The sequence below is a fragment of the Flexivirga lutea genome (assembly GCF_054778955.1).
Genome location: NZ_BAAGZB010000001.1, coordinates 1,124,369 through 1,140,314 on the forward strand (window position 1 = coordinate 1,124,369; position 15,946 = coordinate 1,140,314).

General features: G+C 71.0%; 17 protein-coding genes. 11 read left to right on the forward strand and 6 right to left on the reverse strand.

Going from position 1 to position 15,946, the window contains the following annotated elements:
• Positions 1-28 precede the first annotated feature (28 nt).
• Entirely contained in the window at positions 29-625 is a 597-nt protein-coding gene (locus ACYVBN_RS05230) for a LysE/ArgO family amino acid transporter (RefSeq protein WP_460599580.1), read from the reverse strand.
• A gap of 72 nt (positions 626-697) precedes the next feature.
• Here ACYVBN_RS05230 and ACYVBN_RS05235 point away from each other — a divergent pair, with 72 nt between their 5' ends.
• Genes ACYVBN_RS05235 through ACYVBN_RS05270 form a run of 8 tightly spaced genes read left to right on the forward strand, consistent with a single transcriptional unit; the run spans position 698 to position 6,363 of the window.
• Entirely contained in the window at positions 698-1,567 is an 870-nt protein-coding gene (locus ACYVBN_RS05235; protein ID WP_460599581.1) for a LysR family transcriptional regulator ArgP, read from the forward strand.
• 60 nt (positions 1,568-1,627) lie between these two features.
• Complete coding sequence (locus ACYVBN_RS05240) at positions 1,628-1,846, forward strand: hypothetical protein (protein ID WP_460599582.1); 219 nt, start codon at positions 1,628-1,630, stop codon at positions 1,844-1,846.
• Entirely contained in the window at positions 1,843-2,682 is an 840-nt protein-coding gene (locus ACYVBN_RS05245) for a M35 family metalloendopeptidase (RefSeq protein WP_460599583.1), read from the forward strand. Before ACYVBN_RS05240 ends, ACYVBN_RS05245 begins: the two co-directional genes overlap by 4 nt.
• Positions 2,683-2,692: 10 nt before the next feature.
• Positions 2,693-3,136, forward strand: coding sequence for an SRPBCC family protein (locus tag ACYVBN_RS05250; RefSeq protein ID WP_440283489.1), 444 nt, complete (start codon positions 2,693-2,695; stop codon positions 3,134-3,136).
• Positions 3,136-4,116, forward strand: coding sequence for a hypothetical protein (locus tag ACYVBN_RS05255; RefSeq protein WP_460599584.1), 981 nt, complete (start codon positions 3,136-3,138; stop codon positions 4,114-4,116). Before ACYVBN_RS05250 ends, ACYVBN_RS05255 begins: the two co-directional genes overlap by 1 nt.
• 1 nt (position 4,117) lies before the next feature.
• On the forward strand, positions 4,118-4,609 hold the full coding sequence (locus tag ACYVBN_RS05260) for a hypothetical protein (protein WP_460599585.1): 492 nt from the start codon (positions 4,118-4,120) through the stop codon (positions 4,607-4,609).
• A 45-nt stretch (positions 4,610-4,654) separates the two neighbouring features.
• Positions 4,655-5,659 (forward strand): ROK family glucokinase, encoded by a 1,005-nt coding sequence (locus tag ACYVBN_RS05265; RefSeq protein ID WP_460599586.1) that lies wholly within the window; start codon positions 4,655-4,657, stop codon positions 5,657-5,659.
• Positions 5,656-6,363, forward strand: coding sequence for an endonuclease/exonuclease/phosphatase family protein (locus ACYVBN_RS05270; protein ID WP_460599587.1), 708 nt, complete (start codon positions 5,656-5,658; stop codon positions 6,361-6,363). Before ACYVBN_RS05265 ends, ACYVBN_RS05270 begins: the two co-directional genes overlap by 4 nt.
• Here the strand turns inward: ACYVBN_RS05270 and ACYVBN_RS05275 are convergent.
• Together ACYVBN_RS05275 and ACYVBN_RS05280 are read right to left on the reverse strand one after the other, a co-directional pair.
• On the reverse strand, positions 6,358-6,885 hold the full coding sequence (locus ACYVBN_RS05275; protein ID WP_460599588.1) for a hypothetical protein: 528 nt from the start codon (positions 6,883-6,885) through the stop codon (positions 6,358-6,360). The two genes, ACYVBN_RS05270 and ACYVBN_RS05275, sit on opposite strands and share 6 nt — an antisense overlap.
• Positions 6,886-6,910: 25 nt before the next feature.
• Positions 6,911-7,666 carry an alpha/beta hydrolase gene (locus tag ACYVBN_RS05280; RefSeq protein WP_460599589.1) on the reverse strand — a complete coding sequence of 252 codons (756 nt, stop codon included), beginning with the start codon at positions 7,664-7,666 and terminating at the stop codon, positions 6,911-6,913.
• A 157-nt stretch (positions 7,667-7,823) separates the two neighbouring features.
• On the opposite strand from ACYVBN_RS05280, the gene ACYVBN_RS05285 reads away from it, so the two are divergent.
• Together ACYVBN_RS05285 and ACYVBN_RS05290 are read left to right on the forward strand one after the other, a co-directional pair.
• Complete coding sequence (locus ACYVBN_RS05285; RefSeq protein WP_460599590.1) at positions 7,824-8,615, forward strand: lysophospholipid acyltransferase family protein; 792 nt, start codon at positions 7,824-7,826, stop codon at positions 8,613-8,615.
• Between the two features lie 98 nt (positions 8,616-8,713).
• Positions 8,714-10,048, forward strand: coding sequence for a class II 3-deoxy-7-phosphoheptulonate synthase (locus ACYVBN_RS05290; protein ID WP_460599800.1), 1,335 nt, complete (start codon positions 8,714-8,716; stop codon positions 10,046-10,048).
• Between the two features lie 28 nt (positions 10,049-10,076).
• Here the strand turns inward: ACYVBN_RS05290 and ACYVBN_RS05295 are convergent, their stop codons facing one another.
• From ACYVBN_RS05295 to ACYVBN_RS05305, 3 genes are all read right to left on the reverse strand, one after another.
• Entirely contained in the window at positions 10,077-12,497 is a 2,421-nt protein-coding gene (locus ACYVBN_RS05295; protein WP_460599591.1) for an FUSC family protein, read from the reverse strand.
• 72 nt (positions 12,498-12,569) lie between these two features.
• On the reverse strand, positions 12,570-14,435 hold the full coding sequence (pknB, locus tag ACYVBN_RS05300; RefSeq protein ID WP_460599592.1) for a Stk1 family PASTA domain-containing Ser/Thr kinase: 1,866 nt from the start codon (positions 14,433-14,435) through the stop codon (positions 12,570-12,572).
• Between the two features lie 69 nt (positions 14,436-14,504).
• Positions 14,505-15,410, reverse strand: coding sequence for a lytic transglycosylase (locus ACYVBN_RS05305; RefSeq protein ID WP_460599593.1), 906 nt, complete (start codon positions 15,408-15,410; stop codon positions 14,505-14,507).
• A gap of 152 nt (positions 15,411-15,562) precedes the next feature.
• Between ACYVBN_RS05305 and ACYVBN_RS05310 the strand changes: the two genes are divergently transcribed.
• Positions 15,563-15,934, forward strand: a complete 372-nt coding sequence (locus ACYVBN_RS05310; protein WP_440283478.1) for an Rv2175c family DNA-binding protein — start codon at positions 15,563-15,565, stop codon at positions 15,932-15,934.
• Positions 15,935-15,946 lie beyond the last annotated feature (12 nt).

Consider the following 15,946-nt stretch of genomic DNA (forward strand, 5'->3'; position numbering starts at 1 on the left):
GTGACAGACGTGGTCCGGCGCGCCGCCGTCAACCCGTCAGCAGCAGCAGCGCGACGGTGAGCATGGTGACGCCGACCAGTAGATCCAGCACCCGCCACGTCTGCGGTCGCCGCATCCAGCGTGAAGCGAACCGAGCGCCGTACCCGATGGTGGTGAACCACGCGACGCTGCCGAGGCAGGCACCCACGGCGAACCACCAGCGGCCGGCCGACCCCTGCTGGTTCGCGATGTTGCCGAGCATCAGCACCGTGTCCAGGTAGACGTGCGGGTTGAGGAAAGTGATCGTGAGGGCCACCGCGGCGACGGACCGCCGAGCCACCGGTATGCCGTTCTCCAGCGCGGACGGGTGGCGAGCGGCGAGCAGGGAGCGGATCCCGAACCACACCAGGTATGCCGCGCCGAGCCACCGGCACACGGTCAGCACGGTCGGGTGACTCTGCACGACGACCCCGACCCCGGCGACCCCGGCGTTGATCAGCAGGACGTCACCTGCGATGCAGATCAGGATCACGGTGCCGATGTGTTCCCGGGCCAGACCCTGGCGCAACACGAAGGCGTTCTGTGCGCCGATCGCGACGATGAGGGACAGGCCGGCGAACAGCCCGGTGGCGAAGGCACTCAACATGACGCGGTCACTCTAGGCAACCCCCGATATTCAGACCAGCGAATGTTTCTCACTGACCATTAGCATCGCTTCATGCAGGACGATCAGCTGCACACGTTGGTGGCGGTGGCCGACGAGGGGACGTTCGAGGCCGCCGCGCGCCGGCTGCGGATCACACCATCGGCCGTCAGCCAGCGGATCCGCGCGCTCGAGGTCGCGGTGGGCGCCGTGGTGGTGCAACGCAGTTCGCCGGTGCGGCCGACTGCGGCCGGTGAGGTTCTGCTGCGGCTGGGCCGTCAGCGGGCGGCGCTGGAGAGCGAGGCGCTCGCGGAGCTGGGCCTGGCCGGCGACGGTGGTGAACCGCTGGCCGTCGCGGTCAACGCCGATTCGTTGGCGACCTGGTTCGCAGTGGTGCTCGAGAGGGTGGCTCGTTGGCCGGACGTCGCGCTGCGCCTGCGTGTGGAGGATCAGGCGCACAGTGCGGCGTTGTTGCGTTCCGGCGCCGTGGTGGCCGCCATCACCTCCGATCCTGTTGCCGTCCAGGGATGTTCGGTCAGCCGGCTGGGCCTCATGCGATACCTGCCGCTGTGCACGCCCGAGCTGCGCGAACGGCATCGGCGCGGGCGCACGGTGGACCTGGCCGCGATGCCGCGGGTCCGTTTCAACGACCGGGACGACCTGCAGGAGGCGTTGTTGCGTTCGTATGACGTGCGCCCGACCGGCGCCTTGCACGAGGTCCCGTCCTCGGAGTCGTTCGTGGCCGCGGTGGCGGCGGGCCTCGGCTGGGGCATGGTGCCGGTCGCCCAGGCCGCCGGGCACGTCGACGACGGACGGCTGGTGCCGGTGGTCCGCGGCCATCGCGCGGACGTGCCGTTGTACTGGCAGTCCTGGCGGCTGCCGACCGAGCGGCTCGGCCGGCTCACCACACTGGTTGGGGAAGCGGCACGGAGGGGGTTGTCATAGGTCGGTCCTAGCGTCGAGGTCAACGGTTGATCCATCGGCCACGAGCGAAGAGGTGAAGACATGCGGATCGATTGCGAGACCTGCCCGGTGCGTGAGCGGCACTGCGCGGAGTGCATGGTGACCGCGCTGCTGCAGCTCGCACCGCTGGAGCAACGCCTGGACAGTGACGAGCGACGAGCGGTCGACACCCTGGCGTCGGCCGGGCTGATCACGGCACACGAAGCGGTGACCGCCACTGCGCGGATCGAAAGCTGGAGGCCACTACGGTCGACCGGGTGACGACGGCGGGCCGGCGGGCGATCTCGCGGCGCACGGTATGTGCGGCCGCGTCGGCGTTGGTCGGCGCGCTCGTGACCGGCTGTGGCTCGACGGCATCACCCGGGTCAGCCGGGTCGGACGGGTCGGCCGGTCGTGCCGCCGCGGCGACCCGCACGGTCCGTGCCGGACGCCTCGTGGTGACCGGCGATGTGCCGACACCGCGGCTGCAGTCCGTCGCCCGTGACGCGACCACGGCGGTCGATCGGGTGCGGAAAGTCTGGGGCGCGGGCGCGCTGCCGGACCCGCTGCTGGTGGAGGTGCCCGCCGACGACTCGGGTTTCCGAACGCTCGGCGGATCCGCCGAGTCGGGCGCGCAGATTGCGGCGACGACGACGCCGGACGGCCGTGTCGTCCTCGCGCCGGCGCTGTTCAACCGGGTGACCGAGCAGGGCCGGATCGTGGTGCTGACCCACGAGTTCACCCACGTCACCCTGCACCAGGAGAATCGTCCGGGACTGGCCCGCTGGATCGTGGAGGGGGCGGCCGAGTTCACCGCCTACCACGCCACCGGGCTGTCGGTGTCCCGGCTGACGCCCCAGCTGACGAAGGCGGTGCGGGCGGGGCGGGTCCCCGTCGGGCCGCCATCGGAGGCCGACTTCGACGCCGCACCGCAGGCGGCATACCAGCAGGCCTACGCCTGGTGTGCCTTCCTGGTGGACCGTTTCGGGCTGCCCCGGTTCACCACCTTCGTGCGGTCGGCGCACACCGGCGGCCGGCAGGAGTTCGTGGCGGCCTTCGGGGTGAGCGTCGGCTCGCTGCGGTCGCCGTTCCAGACCTTCCTGCGTGCCGGCAGGTAGGCTCCCCGGCATGGCTGACAGCACCAGGTCCTCCGTGACGATCCAGGCCGCGCCCGCGGAGGTGCTCGACGTGATCGCCGACTTCGACAGCTACCCCGAATGGACCGGCCAGATCAAACAGGCCGAGGTGCTCCGCGAGGACGAGCAGGGGTGGCCGGAGCAGGTGCAGTTGACCCTCGATGCCGGGGTCATCAAGGACACCTACGTGCTGGCCTACACCTGGGATGTCGCAGAGGACGGCACCGGCGTCGTCTCCTGGCAGCTGGTCAAGTCGAGCATCCTGAAGTCCCTGGACGGCGTCTACCGGCTGACCGGGGCGGGCGACACGACGGACGTGACCTACGAACTCACCGTCGACCTGAGCATCCCGGTCATCGGGATGATCCGCCGCAAGGCGGAGAAGACCATCATCGACACCGCCTTGAAGGGCTTGAAGAAGCGCGTCGAAGGCTGATGGCCCCACGCGTTCTGCTGGTCGCGGGACCGGGCGGAGCAGGCGCGTCGACCGTGGCGGCCGCGTTGGCCGACCGGCTCGCCGCCGACGGCCGCGCGGTCACCGTGCTGGACGACGATCCGTACGACGGGGCCGGCGCGCGGTGCCGGCAGGCATCGGTGGTGCGGGGGCCGGAGCACCAGGAAGCCGACCGGCACGCGCTATCGGCTGTGTGGGACTCCCTCGGCGCCGCCGCGGAACTCCTCGATCCGTTGCGCCAGACCCTCACCGCGTCGACCCTGCAGTTGCTGTGGTCCCTGCCGCTCGACCACGGCGCCGACCACACGGTCATCGTCGACAGCGGCACGCGTGGCCCGGAACTCGCGCGGCTGGCCCGAACGCTTCCGGGCACTCTGTTGCGCATGTCCCGGCTCGTGCCGGCGTGGCTGCGCGGCGGCCGGCCGGTGCTGTCCGCGATCGGGGTGGCCAGACCGCATGCCGTGCTGCTCACTCACCTGCAGGAGGCGGCCCGACGGTCGCGCGCCCTACGCCACGCGGTCTGCGGCGCGTCCGGCGGTGCGCTGCTGGTCGCGGGGGAAGCCGCCAAGACGGCGCGGCTCGGGGTCGGTATCGCGCTCAGCGGCGTGCACCTGCGTGGGGTGGTCGGCCTCGGCGACGACGTCGACGACGCACTGCTGCCCGGTGTGCCGCGCCTGCGCGCCGACGCGTCGCCGCCCACGCTGTGGACCGACACCGGCCTCCCGGTGCGCATCGAGCCCGAACACTCGACCGAGGGATACCAACTGCGAATGCTGTTGCCGTTGCATGATTTTCGACAACTCAGGCTGCGGTGGGCCGGCCACAGCGTGACTCTGTCCGCGTGCGGGCACCGGTCGGTCCTCGAGCTGCCGTCCGCGTTGCAGCGGTGCCACCCGTCGAGCGCGCGACTGCGGGACGGCATGCTGGACGTCGCATTCAGTCCGATCCGAGCAGGAGCCTGACGTGACACCCGACGAACCCGCTGACACCTCCGGCGCCCGCAATGGGCAACCGGGGCCGGCATCGGTCGCGGACGAGGCGATGCGGCTCGCCGAAGCGTTCGCGACCTGGGCGCAGAACACCCATCGGGCCACCGATGCGAGGGCGTCGTACGACGCGACGGCCGCGGACCGAGATCCCGGCGACGCTGCTGGGCAGGCGTCGAGCGCCGCCTCCCCCAGCGCCGACCACCACACCGCCGCACCCGGCTGTGACTGTGCGCACGCCCCGGCCGTCGAGGCGGTGTGCCGGATGTGCCCGGTGTGCCGACTCGCCGGCCTGGTGCAGGCCGTCCAACCGGACCTGCTGGACCGGGTGGCCGACCTGCTCGGGATGGTCGCGGGTGGCTTGCGCACCGCCGCCCGGGAGGGCCGCGCCACCGACACCACCGGACCCGCGGCTGGTGATCGTGACGAAGGGATGGACGTGCCGGTGACCGGGGGAGAGGACGACTGAGGTGCGGGCGAGGTACGCGGACACAGGGGTGAAGGAGTGGGCACAGTGACCGAAGCGCAGCCGTCGCTGGCGATCGGCATCGACATCGGCGGGACCAAGGTTGCCGGCGGCCTGGTGGATTCGTCGGGCACGGTCGTCGACCAGGTGCGTCGCAACACGCCGCACCGCACGACCGAGCCGAAGGTCGTGGAGGACCTGATCGTCGAAGTGGTGCAGGATCTGCAGGCTCGTGCCACCGCGGACGTCGTCGCCATCGGCATCGGCGCCGCGGGCTTCGTGGCGGCGGACCGCGCGACGGTGGTCTTCGCGCCGCACCTGTCCTGGCGGCACGAACCGCTACGAGCGGCGTTGCTGCAGCGCCTGGACATGCCCGTCTTCGTCGACAACGACGCCAACGCGGCCTGCTGGGCGGAATACCGCTTCGGCAACGTGCAAGGGGAGTCGCACGTCGTGATGGTCAATCTCGGCACCGGCATCGGTGGCGCGATCGTCGTGGACGGCCGCATCCAGCGCGGCCGGTTCGGCATCGCCGGCGAGTTCGGTCACATGCAGGTGATGCCGGGCGGGCACCGCTGCGAGTGCGGCAACCGCGGATGCTGGGAGCAGTACGCGAGCGGCAACGCGCTGGTGCGCGAAGCACGATCACTGGTCCTGGCCGGTTCACCACTGGCCCACGACCTGGCCGCGAGCGTGGCCGGCGACCCGCGAGAGCTCACCGGTCCGATGATCACCGAAGCCGCCCGTGCGGGGGATCCGACGGCCGCCGAACTGCTGGCCGAGATCGGCGCCTGGCTGGGCACCGGCCTGGCCAATCTCGCCAACGCCTTCGACCCCGGCGCATTCGTCATCGGGGGCGGCGTCAGTGCCGCCGGCAGCATGCTGCTGGACCCGGCCCGTGACTCCTTCCGCCGACATCTCGCCGGGCGCGGTTACCGGCCCGAGGCCCGCATCGTCCAGGCAGCGCTCGGCAACGAGTCGGGCTTCGTCGGGGCAGCCGATCTGGCGCGCACCGCGGTGGCCGAAGCCGCGGCGGGAACGGAGTCACGATGAGCACCGCCGCGCCGGACACCCACCGGATCCGGGTGGCGTCGTACAACGTGCGTGCGCTCAAGCAGGACCGGTCCGCGCTCGTCGAGATCATCCGCACCATCGCGCCGGATGTGCTGCTGTTGCAGGAGGTTCCGCGCCACCCGGTGTCGGGCCACCGAATCGCCGGCTTCGCCGACGAGGTGGGCCTGACGTGGTTCGGCGGCCGCCGCTACCGGATGAGCACGACGCTGATGACCAGCCTGCGGCTGGACGTGCTCGACGCCTGCCACGGAAGCCTGCCGGTGCGCCGGTTCGATGAACCGCGTGGCTTCGGTATGGCGACCGTGCGCCTGCCGGGACACCGCCCGCTCGTGGCGGCCAGCCTGCACCTGTCGTTGCGTGCCGCTGACCGCGCGCCGGAGATCCGCGAGCTGCTCGCCGCGGCCGGCCGCAGTCGACTCCCGATGGTGCTCGGCGGCGACCTCAACGAGGAGCCCGGCGGACACACCTGGCGACACCTGGCCGGCCAGTTGCGGGAAGTCTCCGCGGACCGACCGACCTACTCCGCGCAGCACCCGCATGAGCGGATCGACGCCGTCTTCGCCTCCGCCGGCCTGCCCGGCAGCTCACCCGCGCTGGCGCTACCGGCGGACCGGCTCGCGGCTGCCACCGATCACCTGCCGGTCGTGGTCGACGTGGATCTCAGCGCGCTGGCGGACCTATAGGACGGCGCCGTCGTCGTCGTCGTCGAGATCGTCGCGGTTCTTCGGCGAGCGCATGATCAGCTGGACCACGCCGGCGACGAACACGGCGCAGGCCAGCACCCACCACAACGACTGTGCGTATCGGTCGAAGAAGAAGAGGTAGAGCAGCCAGACCGGCCCGCCGATCAGGCAGCCGGCCATCGCCCAGAAGCCCAGGTCGTCACCGCTGGGCAGCGGCTGGGGCGGCGCCGGCACGAACGTGTCGGCCTCGTCGTCGTCCAGGAAGGACTCGGCACCGCTGGGCGGCATACGCCACTGAGCCGGCATGCCGGCCAACGGCGATGGCGGCGGTGCTGGTGCCGACGGCGGCCGCTCCGGCTCGGGCTGCTCGTCCGCCGCGGACTTGCCGGCCGCGCGGGGGCGCTCGAGGGGCGCCGGTGTGTCGGCGACGGTGAACGACGGGTCGAGATGCTCGATGATCTCGGCGAACCGGCGGTCGATGTCGGTCTGCTCGTCGGGCTCCTCGCGGCCCTCGAGGCTCATGACGACTTCACTGTCGTGCGCACTCTCATGACGACCGCCCAGTCACCCGCTGGATGAACTGCATGGTTTCATCCTCGATGAGCTCGGCATCGTTGTCGAGGGTGGCGACGTGGTAGCTGTCGGTCAGCAAGATCTCGGTCCTGTCGGTGCTGGACACTCGCGCCAGCAGCAGCGCCGAACACTCCGGTGGCACCACGTGGTCCTGCGGGGAATGCAGCAGCAGGAGCGGCTGGGTCACCTGCGGCAGATCCCGGGTCACCTGCGCCCACAGCTGCCGCTGCGACTGCAGGGCCTTCAGCGGGGTGCGGTCGTAGGCGAGCTCCCGCACCCCGGGCTTCTTGATGTCGCCCGCGATGGCTGCGATCGACGGCACGACGTGCTGCAGCAACGGCAGGGCGCGCAGCCGCAGGTCGCTCATCGTGTATGCCGGATTGATCAGCACCAGTCCGTGGATCCCGTGCGGATGCGACTGCGCCGCGAGCGTCGCCAGGGTGCCGCCCATCGACAGGCCGACGGCGACGATCCGGTCACACCGCCGGCGCAACTCGTCATACGCGGCATCGACCTCCGACCACCAGTCGGGCCACGCGGTGGTGTTGAGGTCCTGCCACGTGGTGCCGTGCCCGGGCAGCCGGGGCAGGCGCACGGTGTAGCCGGCGTCGGCGCAGCGCCGCGCGATCGGCAGCATGCTCTGCGGTGACCCGGTGAAGCCGTGGCACACCAGCACACCCGTGGCGGAGCCGTCATGGGCAAAGGGCTCGGCGCCGGGCAGCACGTCCATGGTCGTTCCTCCGTCGAGGGTGGTGCGGGGCTGTGCAGGACATCCTTTCACCTCGCCGGGCGGGCGGTCGCGCCTGTCGTATCCTGCACGCGGACCAGTGAGGTTGTTCAGCTCGAGTGCCAGCGGTCCGGCGGACCATCGGTGCGAAGGAGACGCGGTGTTCTATTGGTTGCTCAAGTGGGTGCTGCTGGGCCCGCTGCTCAAGGGCATCTTCCGGCCCACGGTCGAGGGTGCCCAGCACGTCCCGGAGCGCGGCCCGGTCATCCTGGCCAGCAACCACCTGTCGATCGCCGACTGGCTCTTCATGCCGCTGGTGATCCCTCGCCGCGTCACCTTCGTGGCCAAGGCCGAATACTTCAACACCCCCGGACTCAAGGGCCGGCTGCAGAAAGCCTTCTTCTCCGGTGCCGGTCAGGTGCCGATCGATCGCAGCAGCGGCAGCGCGGCCGCCGGCGCGCTGGCGACAGGGCTGCGCATCCTGCGCGAGGGAGAAGTCTTCGGCATCTACCCGGAGGGCACCCGCTCGCCGGACGGCCGGCTGTTCAAGGGCAAGACCGGCATCGCCCGGATCGCGCTGGAGTCCGGCGCCCCGGTGGTCCCGGTGGGCGTCATCGGCACCGACTTGATCGCACCGCAGGGCAAGCTGTTCGGCCGGATCGTGCGGCCGCACGTGCGCTTCGGGAAGCCGATCGACTTCTCCCGCTACGAAGGCATGCAGGACGACCGCTTCGTGCTGCGCTCGATCACCGACGAGGTGATGTACGAGATCATGCTCCTGACCGGGCAGGAGTATGTCGACGTGTATGCCGCCTCGCTGAAGAAGGGCGGTCTGACGCAGAAGGCCAAGGAACTCGGCGGCGGCGCCGCCGCGCTGGCCACCCAGGCCAAGGACCGTCTGCAGCACCACCGGGACGAGAAGGAGACCGAGCCGGACGAGAAGTCCCAGTAGGCAATACCGCGCGCGGCATACCCACGGGGCGCCCGTACCCTTGGCTCGTGAGCACGACGACCCCTGACACGACTGCCGGCACCTCGTCCGCACCCCGCCTGCTGACCGAGCAGATCGAGTGGCCCACGCTGCCGGCTCTGCAGCAGCCGCGGTGGCCGGACGCGGACGAGGTCCACCGGGTGCGTGCCGAGCTGGCGGCCGCGCCGCCGCTGGTCTTCGCCGGCGAGTGCGACGTGCTGCGTTCGCGGTTGGCCGCCGCGGCCGTCGGCGACGCGTTCGTGCTGCAGGGCGGCGACTGCGCCGAACGCTTCTCCGAGGCGACCGCCGACAACATCCGTGACCGGGTCAAGACGATCCTGCAGATGGCTGCTGTGCTGACGTATGGCGCCAGCACGCCGGTGGTCAAGATCGGCCGGCTGGCCGGGCAGTACGCCAAGCCGCGCAGCAAGGACACCGAGACCCGCGGTGACGTGACGCTGCCGGCGTTTCGCGGCGACATCATCAACGACTTCGAGTTCGATGCGGCCGCCCGCACCCCCGACCCGCAGCGGCTGTTGCGCGCCTACCACACGGCGTCCTCGACGCTGAACCTCGTGCGCGCGTTCACCACCGGCGGATTCGCCGACCTGCGGCAGGTGCACGAGTGGAACCGCGGCTTCATCGCCAATGCCGCCTACTCCCGCTACGAGTCGATCGCCCGGGAGATCGACCGCGCGATGAAGTTCATGCTCGCGTGCGGTGTGGACTTCGACTCCACCCCGCTGTCGGGCGTGGAGTTCTTCGCCAGCCACGAGGCGCTGCTGCTGGACTACGAGCAGCCGCTGACCCGCATCGACTCGCGCACCGGCAACCCCTACGCCGTGTCCGGGCACTTCGTGTGGGTCGGCGAGCGGACCCGCCAGCTGGACCACGCGCACGTCGACTTCGCGGCCCGGATCCACAACCCGATCGGCGTCAAACTGGGCCCGACCGCCGACCCGAACGAGATCGCCCGGCTCATCGACCGGCTCGACCCGCACCGGGAGCCCGGACGGTTGACCTTCATCACCCGGATGGGCGCCGGCAATGTGCGCGACAAGCTGCCGGCGATCGTCCGGCGGGTGACCGAGACCGGCGCCCAGGTCGTCTGGATCTGCGACCCGATGCACGGCAACACCTTCGAGTCGTCGACCGGCTACAAGACCCGCGAGTTCGACGACATCATCGACGAGGTGCGTGGCTTCTTCGAGGTGCACCGCGGACTGGGCACGGTGCCCGGCGGCCTGCACGTCGAGCTCACCGGCAACGACGTGACCGAGTGCCTCGGCGGCAGCGAGAAGATCCTCGACGCCGATCTGGAGAAGCGCTACGAGACGGCCTGCGACCCACGGCTCAACCACCAGCAGAGCCTGGAGCTGGCGTTCCTCGTGGCGGAGATGCTCTCCCAGCGCTGAGCCCGGCGGATCGTCAGCTCCGCAGCCGTCATTCGGCCTGTGCGCCGACGGTGTCGAGGGCGCGGACCTGCAGGTCGGCCGCGGCCGCGAAGGCGGCCATGGATTCGTCCAGCAGGCAGGCGTCGCGCAGCAGCAGCTGTTCGGTGGTGATCCGCTGGGCATCGCGGCGACCGGCCGCGACGGCGTCGAAGAGCGCCGCCGACCTGGTGTAGACGTGATCACGGGCGCGATGGTCCTCGGTGAGCGCGTCCGTGATGGCCTGCAGCGACGCGTGCAACTGCCGGCGCGCTCCGTCCAACGCGTCGGCGTCAGGTCGCAGGCGGTCCCCGGCACCGTCCGCGGAGCGCAGCTGCTCGCTCTCGCGCAGCATCATGCGAGCGCGGTGGACGGAGGCGTCGGCCGCCGCCCGCAGGCCGCGGTGTATGTCGCTGCCGGGTCCCGGCAAGCCGCGCACCGGACGGAGCGCGGCCACCAGGGTCTGGTGGGTGGCGTCGAGATTCCTTGCGGCAGCGTGAAGTTCGCCCTCCGGCTGCGCGTCCTGGTCGGCTGTGGTCAGTCGGCGCAGGGTGCCGTCGGCCAGCGTCTGGACCGCTTGGGCGTGGTCGCGTGCCGCCACCCGGACGACCTGCCAGGAGCGCAGCGGGAAGACGACGAGGACGGTCACGATCGCGACGGCGGCACCGATCGCGGTCTCCTCCAGGCGCAGGCGGAGCAGTGAATCGGAGTATTCGCCGAGCTGGACGTACAGCTGCGACACCATCACGGTGATGCCGACGACCATGAACGCGTAGCTGATCCGCAGCAGGTAGATGCCGAGTCCGATGGCGACCAGCACGGTGAGCACCGCCAGGTCGGTGTGGTGGCCGATCGCGTGCGCCAGCAACGAGCCGATGAGCACCCCGATCAGCGTGCCCACCACGCGCAGTAGCCCTTTGCGGACCTGTTCGAGTGCGTTGTTCGCGCCCATGAACGTGACGAACGCGGCGATCACCGCCCAGTAGAAACGCCGCTCGGACAGCAGGCTGCCCAGGAGTATGGCGCCACTGACCGCGACGCCGATCTGCAACGCGATGCGCACGTTCGGCGCCATACGGACCCGGTCCAGCAGTCGGGGGCCGCGCTCGGTCGACGCACTGGCGCTGACCATCGACGAGCCGGGCAACCAGCCGCCGATGAGCTGGACCGGCGAGGTGAACGCCTCCGGCTCCCCGCAGTCGCTGTCGCGGTCCCCGGCGTGGTCGCCGGGACGGCGCCGCAACGGGTCGGCAGCAACCTGTGACCAGTCCTGAACGCTCGTGGCGAACCGGTGCAGGATGACCCGGCGGTGACGCTCATCGGATCCCTCGATCGCCACGAGTCGGGGCGTGCTCGCATCGCGCACTCGGTCGAACAAGCGGGTGGCGGCGTCGTGGGCTCCGGCGGCGTCGTGCCGGCCGACAGCGGTGAGCGCCTGCCGGACGAGCGTCGCGTCCTGCGGCTGCAGTGCCAGCCGCCCCAGCGTGGCGGCGAACCTGGCCATGTTGCTGAGCGCCTGCTCGGCGTCGAACACGACCCGATGCAGTAGGCGGGCGGTCGCGCCGTCGGGCACGGCACCCGGCACACCGAGGGCCGCGTCGAGCATGAGGGCGGTCTCGTTGAGACGGACGGTGCGTCGTTGCAGGCGGGCATGGGCACGCCGATCGCCCGGGTCGTCCAGGACGTCGACTGCGGTGTCGACCAGCGCACGGGCTCGGCTGCCGAAGCTGCGCCGGATGCGCCGCAGGGTGCGCCTTCGACTGGGGTGGAAGAGCAGCAGCTGGGCCAGGGCGGCGACCGCGGCGCCGACGCACACCTCGGGCGCCAGCCACGCCAGCGTGGCGAACCCGACCTGGCTGCCCAGGAAGAATCCCATGAAGTCGCCCATGAACAGCAACTGGCCGCCGAAGAAACCCCATGGGCCGAAACGGCGCAGGTAGGCCCCGCCGGCCAGGATCGCGGTCAGCAGGGTCAGCGCGACGGCCCGGTGCGCGCCGGTGGCCAGCCCGACGGCGAGCCCGGCGATCATCGGCAGGGGCATCAGCAGGATGGTCAGGTAGAGCCGGCCGACCGAGGGCAGCATCGGCGCCGCGAAGGTGGCCATCATGCAGACCATGGCGCCGACCATCATGCTCATCACCAGCATGGCGTGGTTGCCCGCGGACACCTGCGCGGCGGCGGCGGCCGGCAGGCCGCTCGACGGGTGCTGGAGGGCGCCGGTGAGGTGGACGAAGAGCCGCTCGGCGAGCAGGGCGGCGCCGATGCTGACGACGACCTGCAGCGCCATCCGTAGCCGGTTGAGTCCGGGGTCGGATGCGAGGAACCGGTCGAACCACTCCGTACGCGGGCGGCGCGCAGGGCCGTCCGGGGACGGCTGCGGCTGCCGGCGACGACGTCGCGACGGTGCGAGCTGGCCGAAGACCGCCCCCGTCACGGCTGCACGGAGGACGGTTCGGAAGTCACTTAGGCATCCTATCGGATGCATCCTCCGGTTAGCGGGCCGGTGTCAGACCACGTCGATCGTGATGGTGCTGCCCTTGGCTGCCTGCGTGTCCGCCTTGACCGACTGGCCCTGCACCTGGAAGAGCACCGGCACCAGCAACGGGTAGTGCGTCTTCACCGTGAAGCCGAGTCCTTCCAGCTTGTCCTTGGCCGCCCCGGAACTCATCCCGATCACCTTCGGCACGGTGACCATCACCGGCCCCTGGGAGACGACCAGCTGGATCGAGTCACCCCGGTGGCCGGTGCCGCCGCCGGCGGGAGTCTGGCTGATCACGTCGCCCTTTGCCACCGTGTCACTGTGCTGCTCCGGGCCGAAGGTGACCGTGAAACCCGCGTCGCGGAGGGTCTGCTGCGCGTCCGCCTTCGACTGCCCCGTGACATCGGCGATGTCGATCGGCTGCCTGCCCTTGCTGATCACCAGATCCACCTGGCTGCCGCGCTTCTGCGCGCTGCCGCCCTCCGGGTCGGCACGCACCACCTCGCCGGTGGCGATCTTCTCGTCATACGCCTGGGTGACGGTGCCGACGGCGAGATGGGCCTTGCCGATGGCGGCGCGCGCCGCCGCCTCGGAGCGCCCGACGACCGACGGGACGGTATAGCGCTCAGGTCCCTTGGAGACGGTGAGCGTCACCGTGGAGTTCTTGCGCGCGTCCGCCCCCGCGCCCGGATCCGCCGACACGACGACCCCGCGGGCGACCTTCTCGGAGAAGGCCTGCTGCACCCGCGCGTGCAGCCCGGCGTCCTGTATGGCGCTCACGGCGCGCCCCTGTTGCTGACCTGCGACGGTGGGGACCGCCACCGTGCCGAACGGGCCGGCGGTGAACGCCCACCCGCCGAGGCCGCCCGCGACCAGCAGCACGAGGGCCAGGATCCCGGCCACCCACGGCCAGCGGCGCCGGCCGGTGTGCTCGGGCGGCGGCGGTCCGGTGCGGTCGATCTGCCGGGTGGAGTGCGCCGACAGCGGGCCGGTGTCGTGCTCGCCGGCGGCGCCGGCCGCGACGCGCGGCGTCTCGTCGAGGACCGAGGAGCCCAGCCGGTCGCGGGTGCGGTGCAGTTCGTGCAACATCGCACCGGCGTCGGCCGGCCGGTCGTCGGGATTCTTGGCGGTCGATCGCAGCACGAGTTCGTCGACCTCGACCGGGACGGTGGGCACGGCGTCCGACGGTCGCGGCATGGTGCCGTGCACGTGCTGGTAGGCGACGTTGATCGGTGAGTCACCGGGAAAGGCCTTCTCTCCGGTCAGCATCTCGAAGAGCAGCAACCCGGCGGAATAGACGTCACTGCGTGCGTCGGCGCGACCGGTCTCGACCTGTTCGGGGGACAGGTAGGCGGCGGTGCCCAGCAGTACGTCGCTGTCGCCGGTGAGGGTGTCCGTCGTGACGGCCCGGGCAAGCCCGAAATCGGCAACCTTCACGCCGTGTGCGCCGATGAGGACGTTCTCCGGCTTGACGTCGCGGTGTACCAGCCCGGCCAGGTGCGCCGCATCCAGTGCCCGCAGGATTCCTTCGGTGTATTCCAGCGCCTCGCGGACCGGCAGCGGCGCGTCGCGACGGATCACCTGGCGCAGCGTCTGGCCGCGGACCAGTTCCATCGCCAGGAAGACGAACTCCTCGTCGGATCCCTGGTCGGTCACCGCGACGACGTTGGGATGTGCCAGCCGGGCGGCCGAACGCGCTTCGCGGCGGAAGCGGGCGACGAAGTCGGCGTCCCTGGCCAGATCGGGCCGCATGATCTTCAGCGCGACCTCGCGGTCGAGGCGCTCGTCGAGGGCGACGTAGACCGAACCCATGCCACCGTCGGCGAGGTGCTCGCGCAGCACGTAGCGCTTGTCGATGGTGCGACCGACAAGTGAGGGTGCGGATACTGACACGCTCAAAGTCTACGAAGCTCGGGCTCCGGCGCCGGTCAGGTGACCGGGCGCGCCCCGGGGCGGCTCCGCTCAGAGGCGGTCCATCAGGGCCCGGACGTTCCGGACGTAGTGCTTGGTCTCCGGGTAGGGACCGTGCTGCTGCACCCCGGCCAGCCCCTGGTAGTAGCCGCCGATCGCCTGGTCGAGGTCCTTGGCGTTGCCGGTCAGGTAGCGCAGGATCACCACGCCGGCGGTGATGTTGTCGTGTGCGTCCAGCAGGTCCAGCTCGTGCCCGACCATGCTCGACGCCCATTCGCCGGACTGGGGCAGCACTTGCATGACGCCGACCGCGTTGGCCGGCGAGACGACCCGCTGGTTCCAGCCGGACTCCTGCCAGCTGATGCCGAGCGCGAGGTGTGGGTTGACGCCGTACCGGCGAGCGGTGCGCTCGATCAGTGCCTTGGTCTGCGTGCGGCTGGGGATCGACCGTTTCGCCAATGCGGCGCGGGTCGCTGCGGCGCGTCGGGCAGCCCGTTCGGCGGCGCGGCTGACCGTCCGGTGCTGGGTGGCGCGGTGCGACTTCTCCGGCGTGGTCTTCCGCGAAGTGGTCTTGTGCGAGGAGCTCTTGTGCGAGGAGGTCTTGTGCGAGGAGGTCTTGTGCGAGGTCCTGGTGGCCGCGACGCGGTGCGGGATGCGCAGCACCGACCCGCTGAGCACGCGGTCGGGGTTGCGGATGCCGTTGGCCTTGATCAACGCGGTGAGCGACACCCGGTGGCGCAGCGCAATCGTCGTCAGGTTGTCGCCGGGGCGGACCAGGTATGCCGATCCGGCGCGCACCGCCTTCTTGGCGACCGACGTGCTGCGGCGCGGGTGCAGCCGCGGCGACTTCGACTTCGCCGGCTTGGCGTGCTGGGAGGCCTTCCGGTGATGGCTGTCCGCTGTCGCGTGGATCGCGTGGACGGCGGCGGGCGGGGCGCCGGTGGTGAGCGGGGGCATGGGTCTCCTTGGCCGGGATGGGCGTCGGGATGACGGCTGGTTGTGGCGGATGGGACTGGTGTGACTCGCCAGTCAAACTAGCGGCTGGACGCCGACCGGGGGGCGACCTGCACCGGCCAGGCGTGTCGACGCACGGCCTAGACTTGCCTGCCGTGACTGATGCGACGAGTGACGTGGAGAGCCTGGTCGGCGATTGGCTGTCGATCCCCGAGCTGGGCGACGCCCTCGGCCTGAGCCAACGACAGGCCCGTCGGCTGGTCGACGACAAGGTCGTGCTCGCGCACCGGGTCGGCCCCCACCAGGCACTCTGCGTGCCCGCGGCGTTCGTCGAGGAGGATCACCTGCTGACCGGCATCGAGGGGACCATCACCGTGCTGCTCGACGCCCGGCTCTCGCCGGACGAGGCGCTGACGTGGTTGTTCACGGTCGACCCGACCCTGCCGGTGGAGGGCAGCCCGATCACCATGCTGCAGGCCCACCGCAAGGCCGAAGTGCGCAAGCGGGCCGCCGAACTCGCGTTCTGATCCGTGCACGTG

What these genes read in the sequence shown, in the direction of transcription:
- ACYVBN_RS05275 (WP_460599588.1), bottom strand. Translation starts at nt 6,885, where the DNA reads ATGAGCCTCGAGGGCCGCGAGGAGCCCGACGAGCAGACCGACATCGAC.
- ACYVBN_RS05235 (WP_460599581.1), top strand. Translation starts at nt 698, where the DNA reads ATGCAGGACGATCAGCTGCACACGTTGGTGGCGGTGGCCGACGAGGGG.
- ACYVBN_RS05305 (WP_460599593.1), bottom strand. Translation starts at nt 15,410, where the DNA reads ATGCCCCCGCTCACCACCGGCGCCCCGCCCGCCGCCGTCCACGCGATC.
- ACYVBN_RS05240 (WP_460599582.1), top strand. Translation starts at nt 1,628, where the DNA reads ATGCGGATCGATTGCGAGACCTGCCCGGTGCGTGAGCGGCACTGCGCG.
- ACYVBN_RS05280 (WP_460599589.1), bottom strand. Translation starts at nt 7,666, where the DNA reads ATGGACGTGCTGCCCGGCGCCGAGCCCTTTGCCCATGACGGCTCCGCC.
- ACYVBN_RS05270 (WP_460599587.1), top strand. Translation starts at nt 5,656, where the DNA reads ATGAGCACCGCCGCGCCGGACACCCACCGGATCCGGGTGGCGTCGTAC.
- ACYVBN_RS05250 (WP_440283489.1), top strand. Translation starts at nt 2,693, where the DNA reads ATGGCTGACAGCACCAGGTCCTCCGTGACGATCCAGGCCGCGCCCGCG.
- ACYVBN_RS05230 (WP_460599580.1), bottom strand. Translation starts at nt 625, where the DNA reads ATGTTGAGTGCCTTCGCCACCGGGCTGTTCGCCGGCCTGTCCCTCATC.
- ACYVBN_RS05255 (WP_460599584.1), top strand. Translation starts at nt 3,136, where the DNA reads ATGGCCCCACGCGTTCTGCTGGTCGCGGGACCGGGCGGAGCAGGCGCG.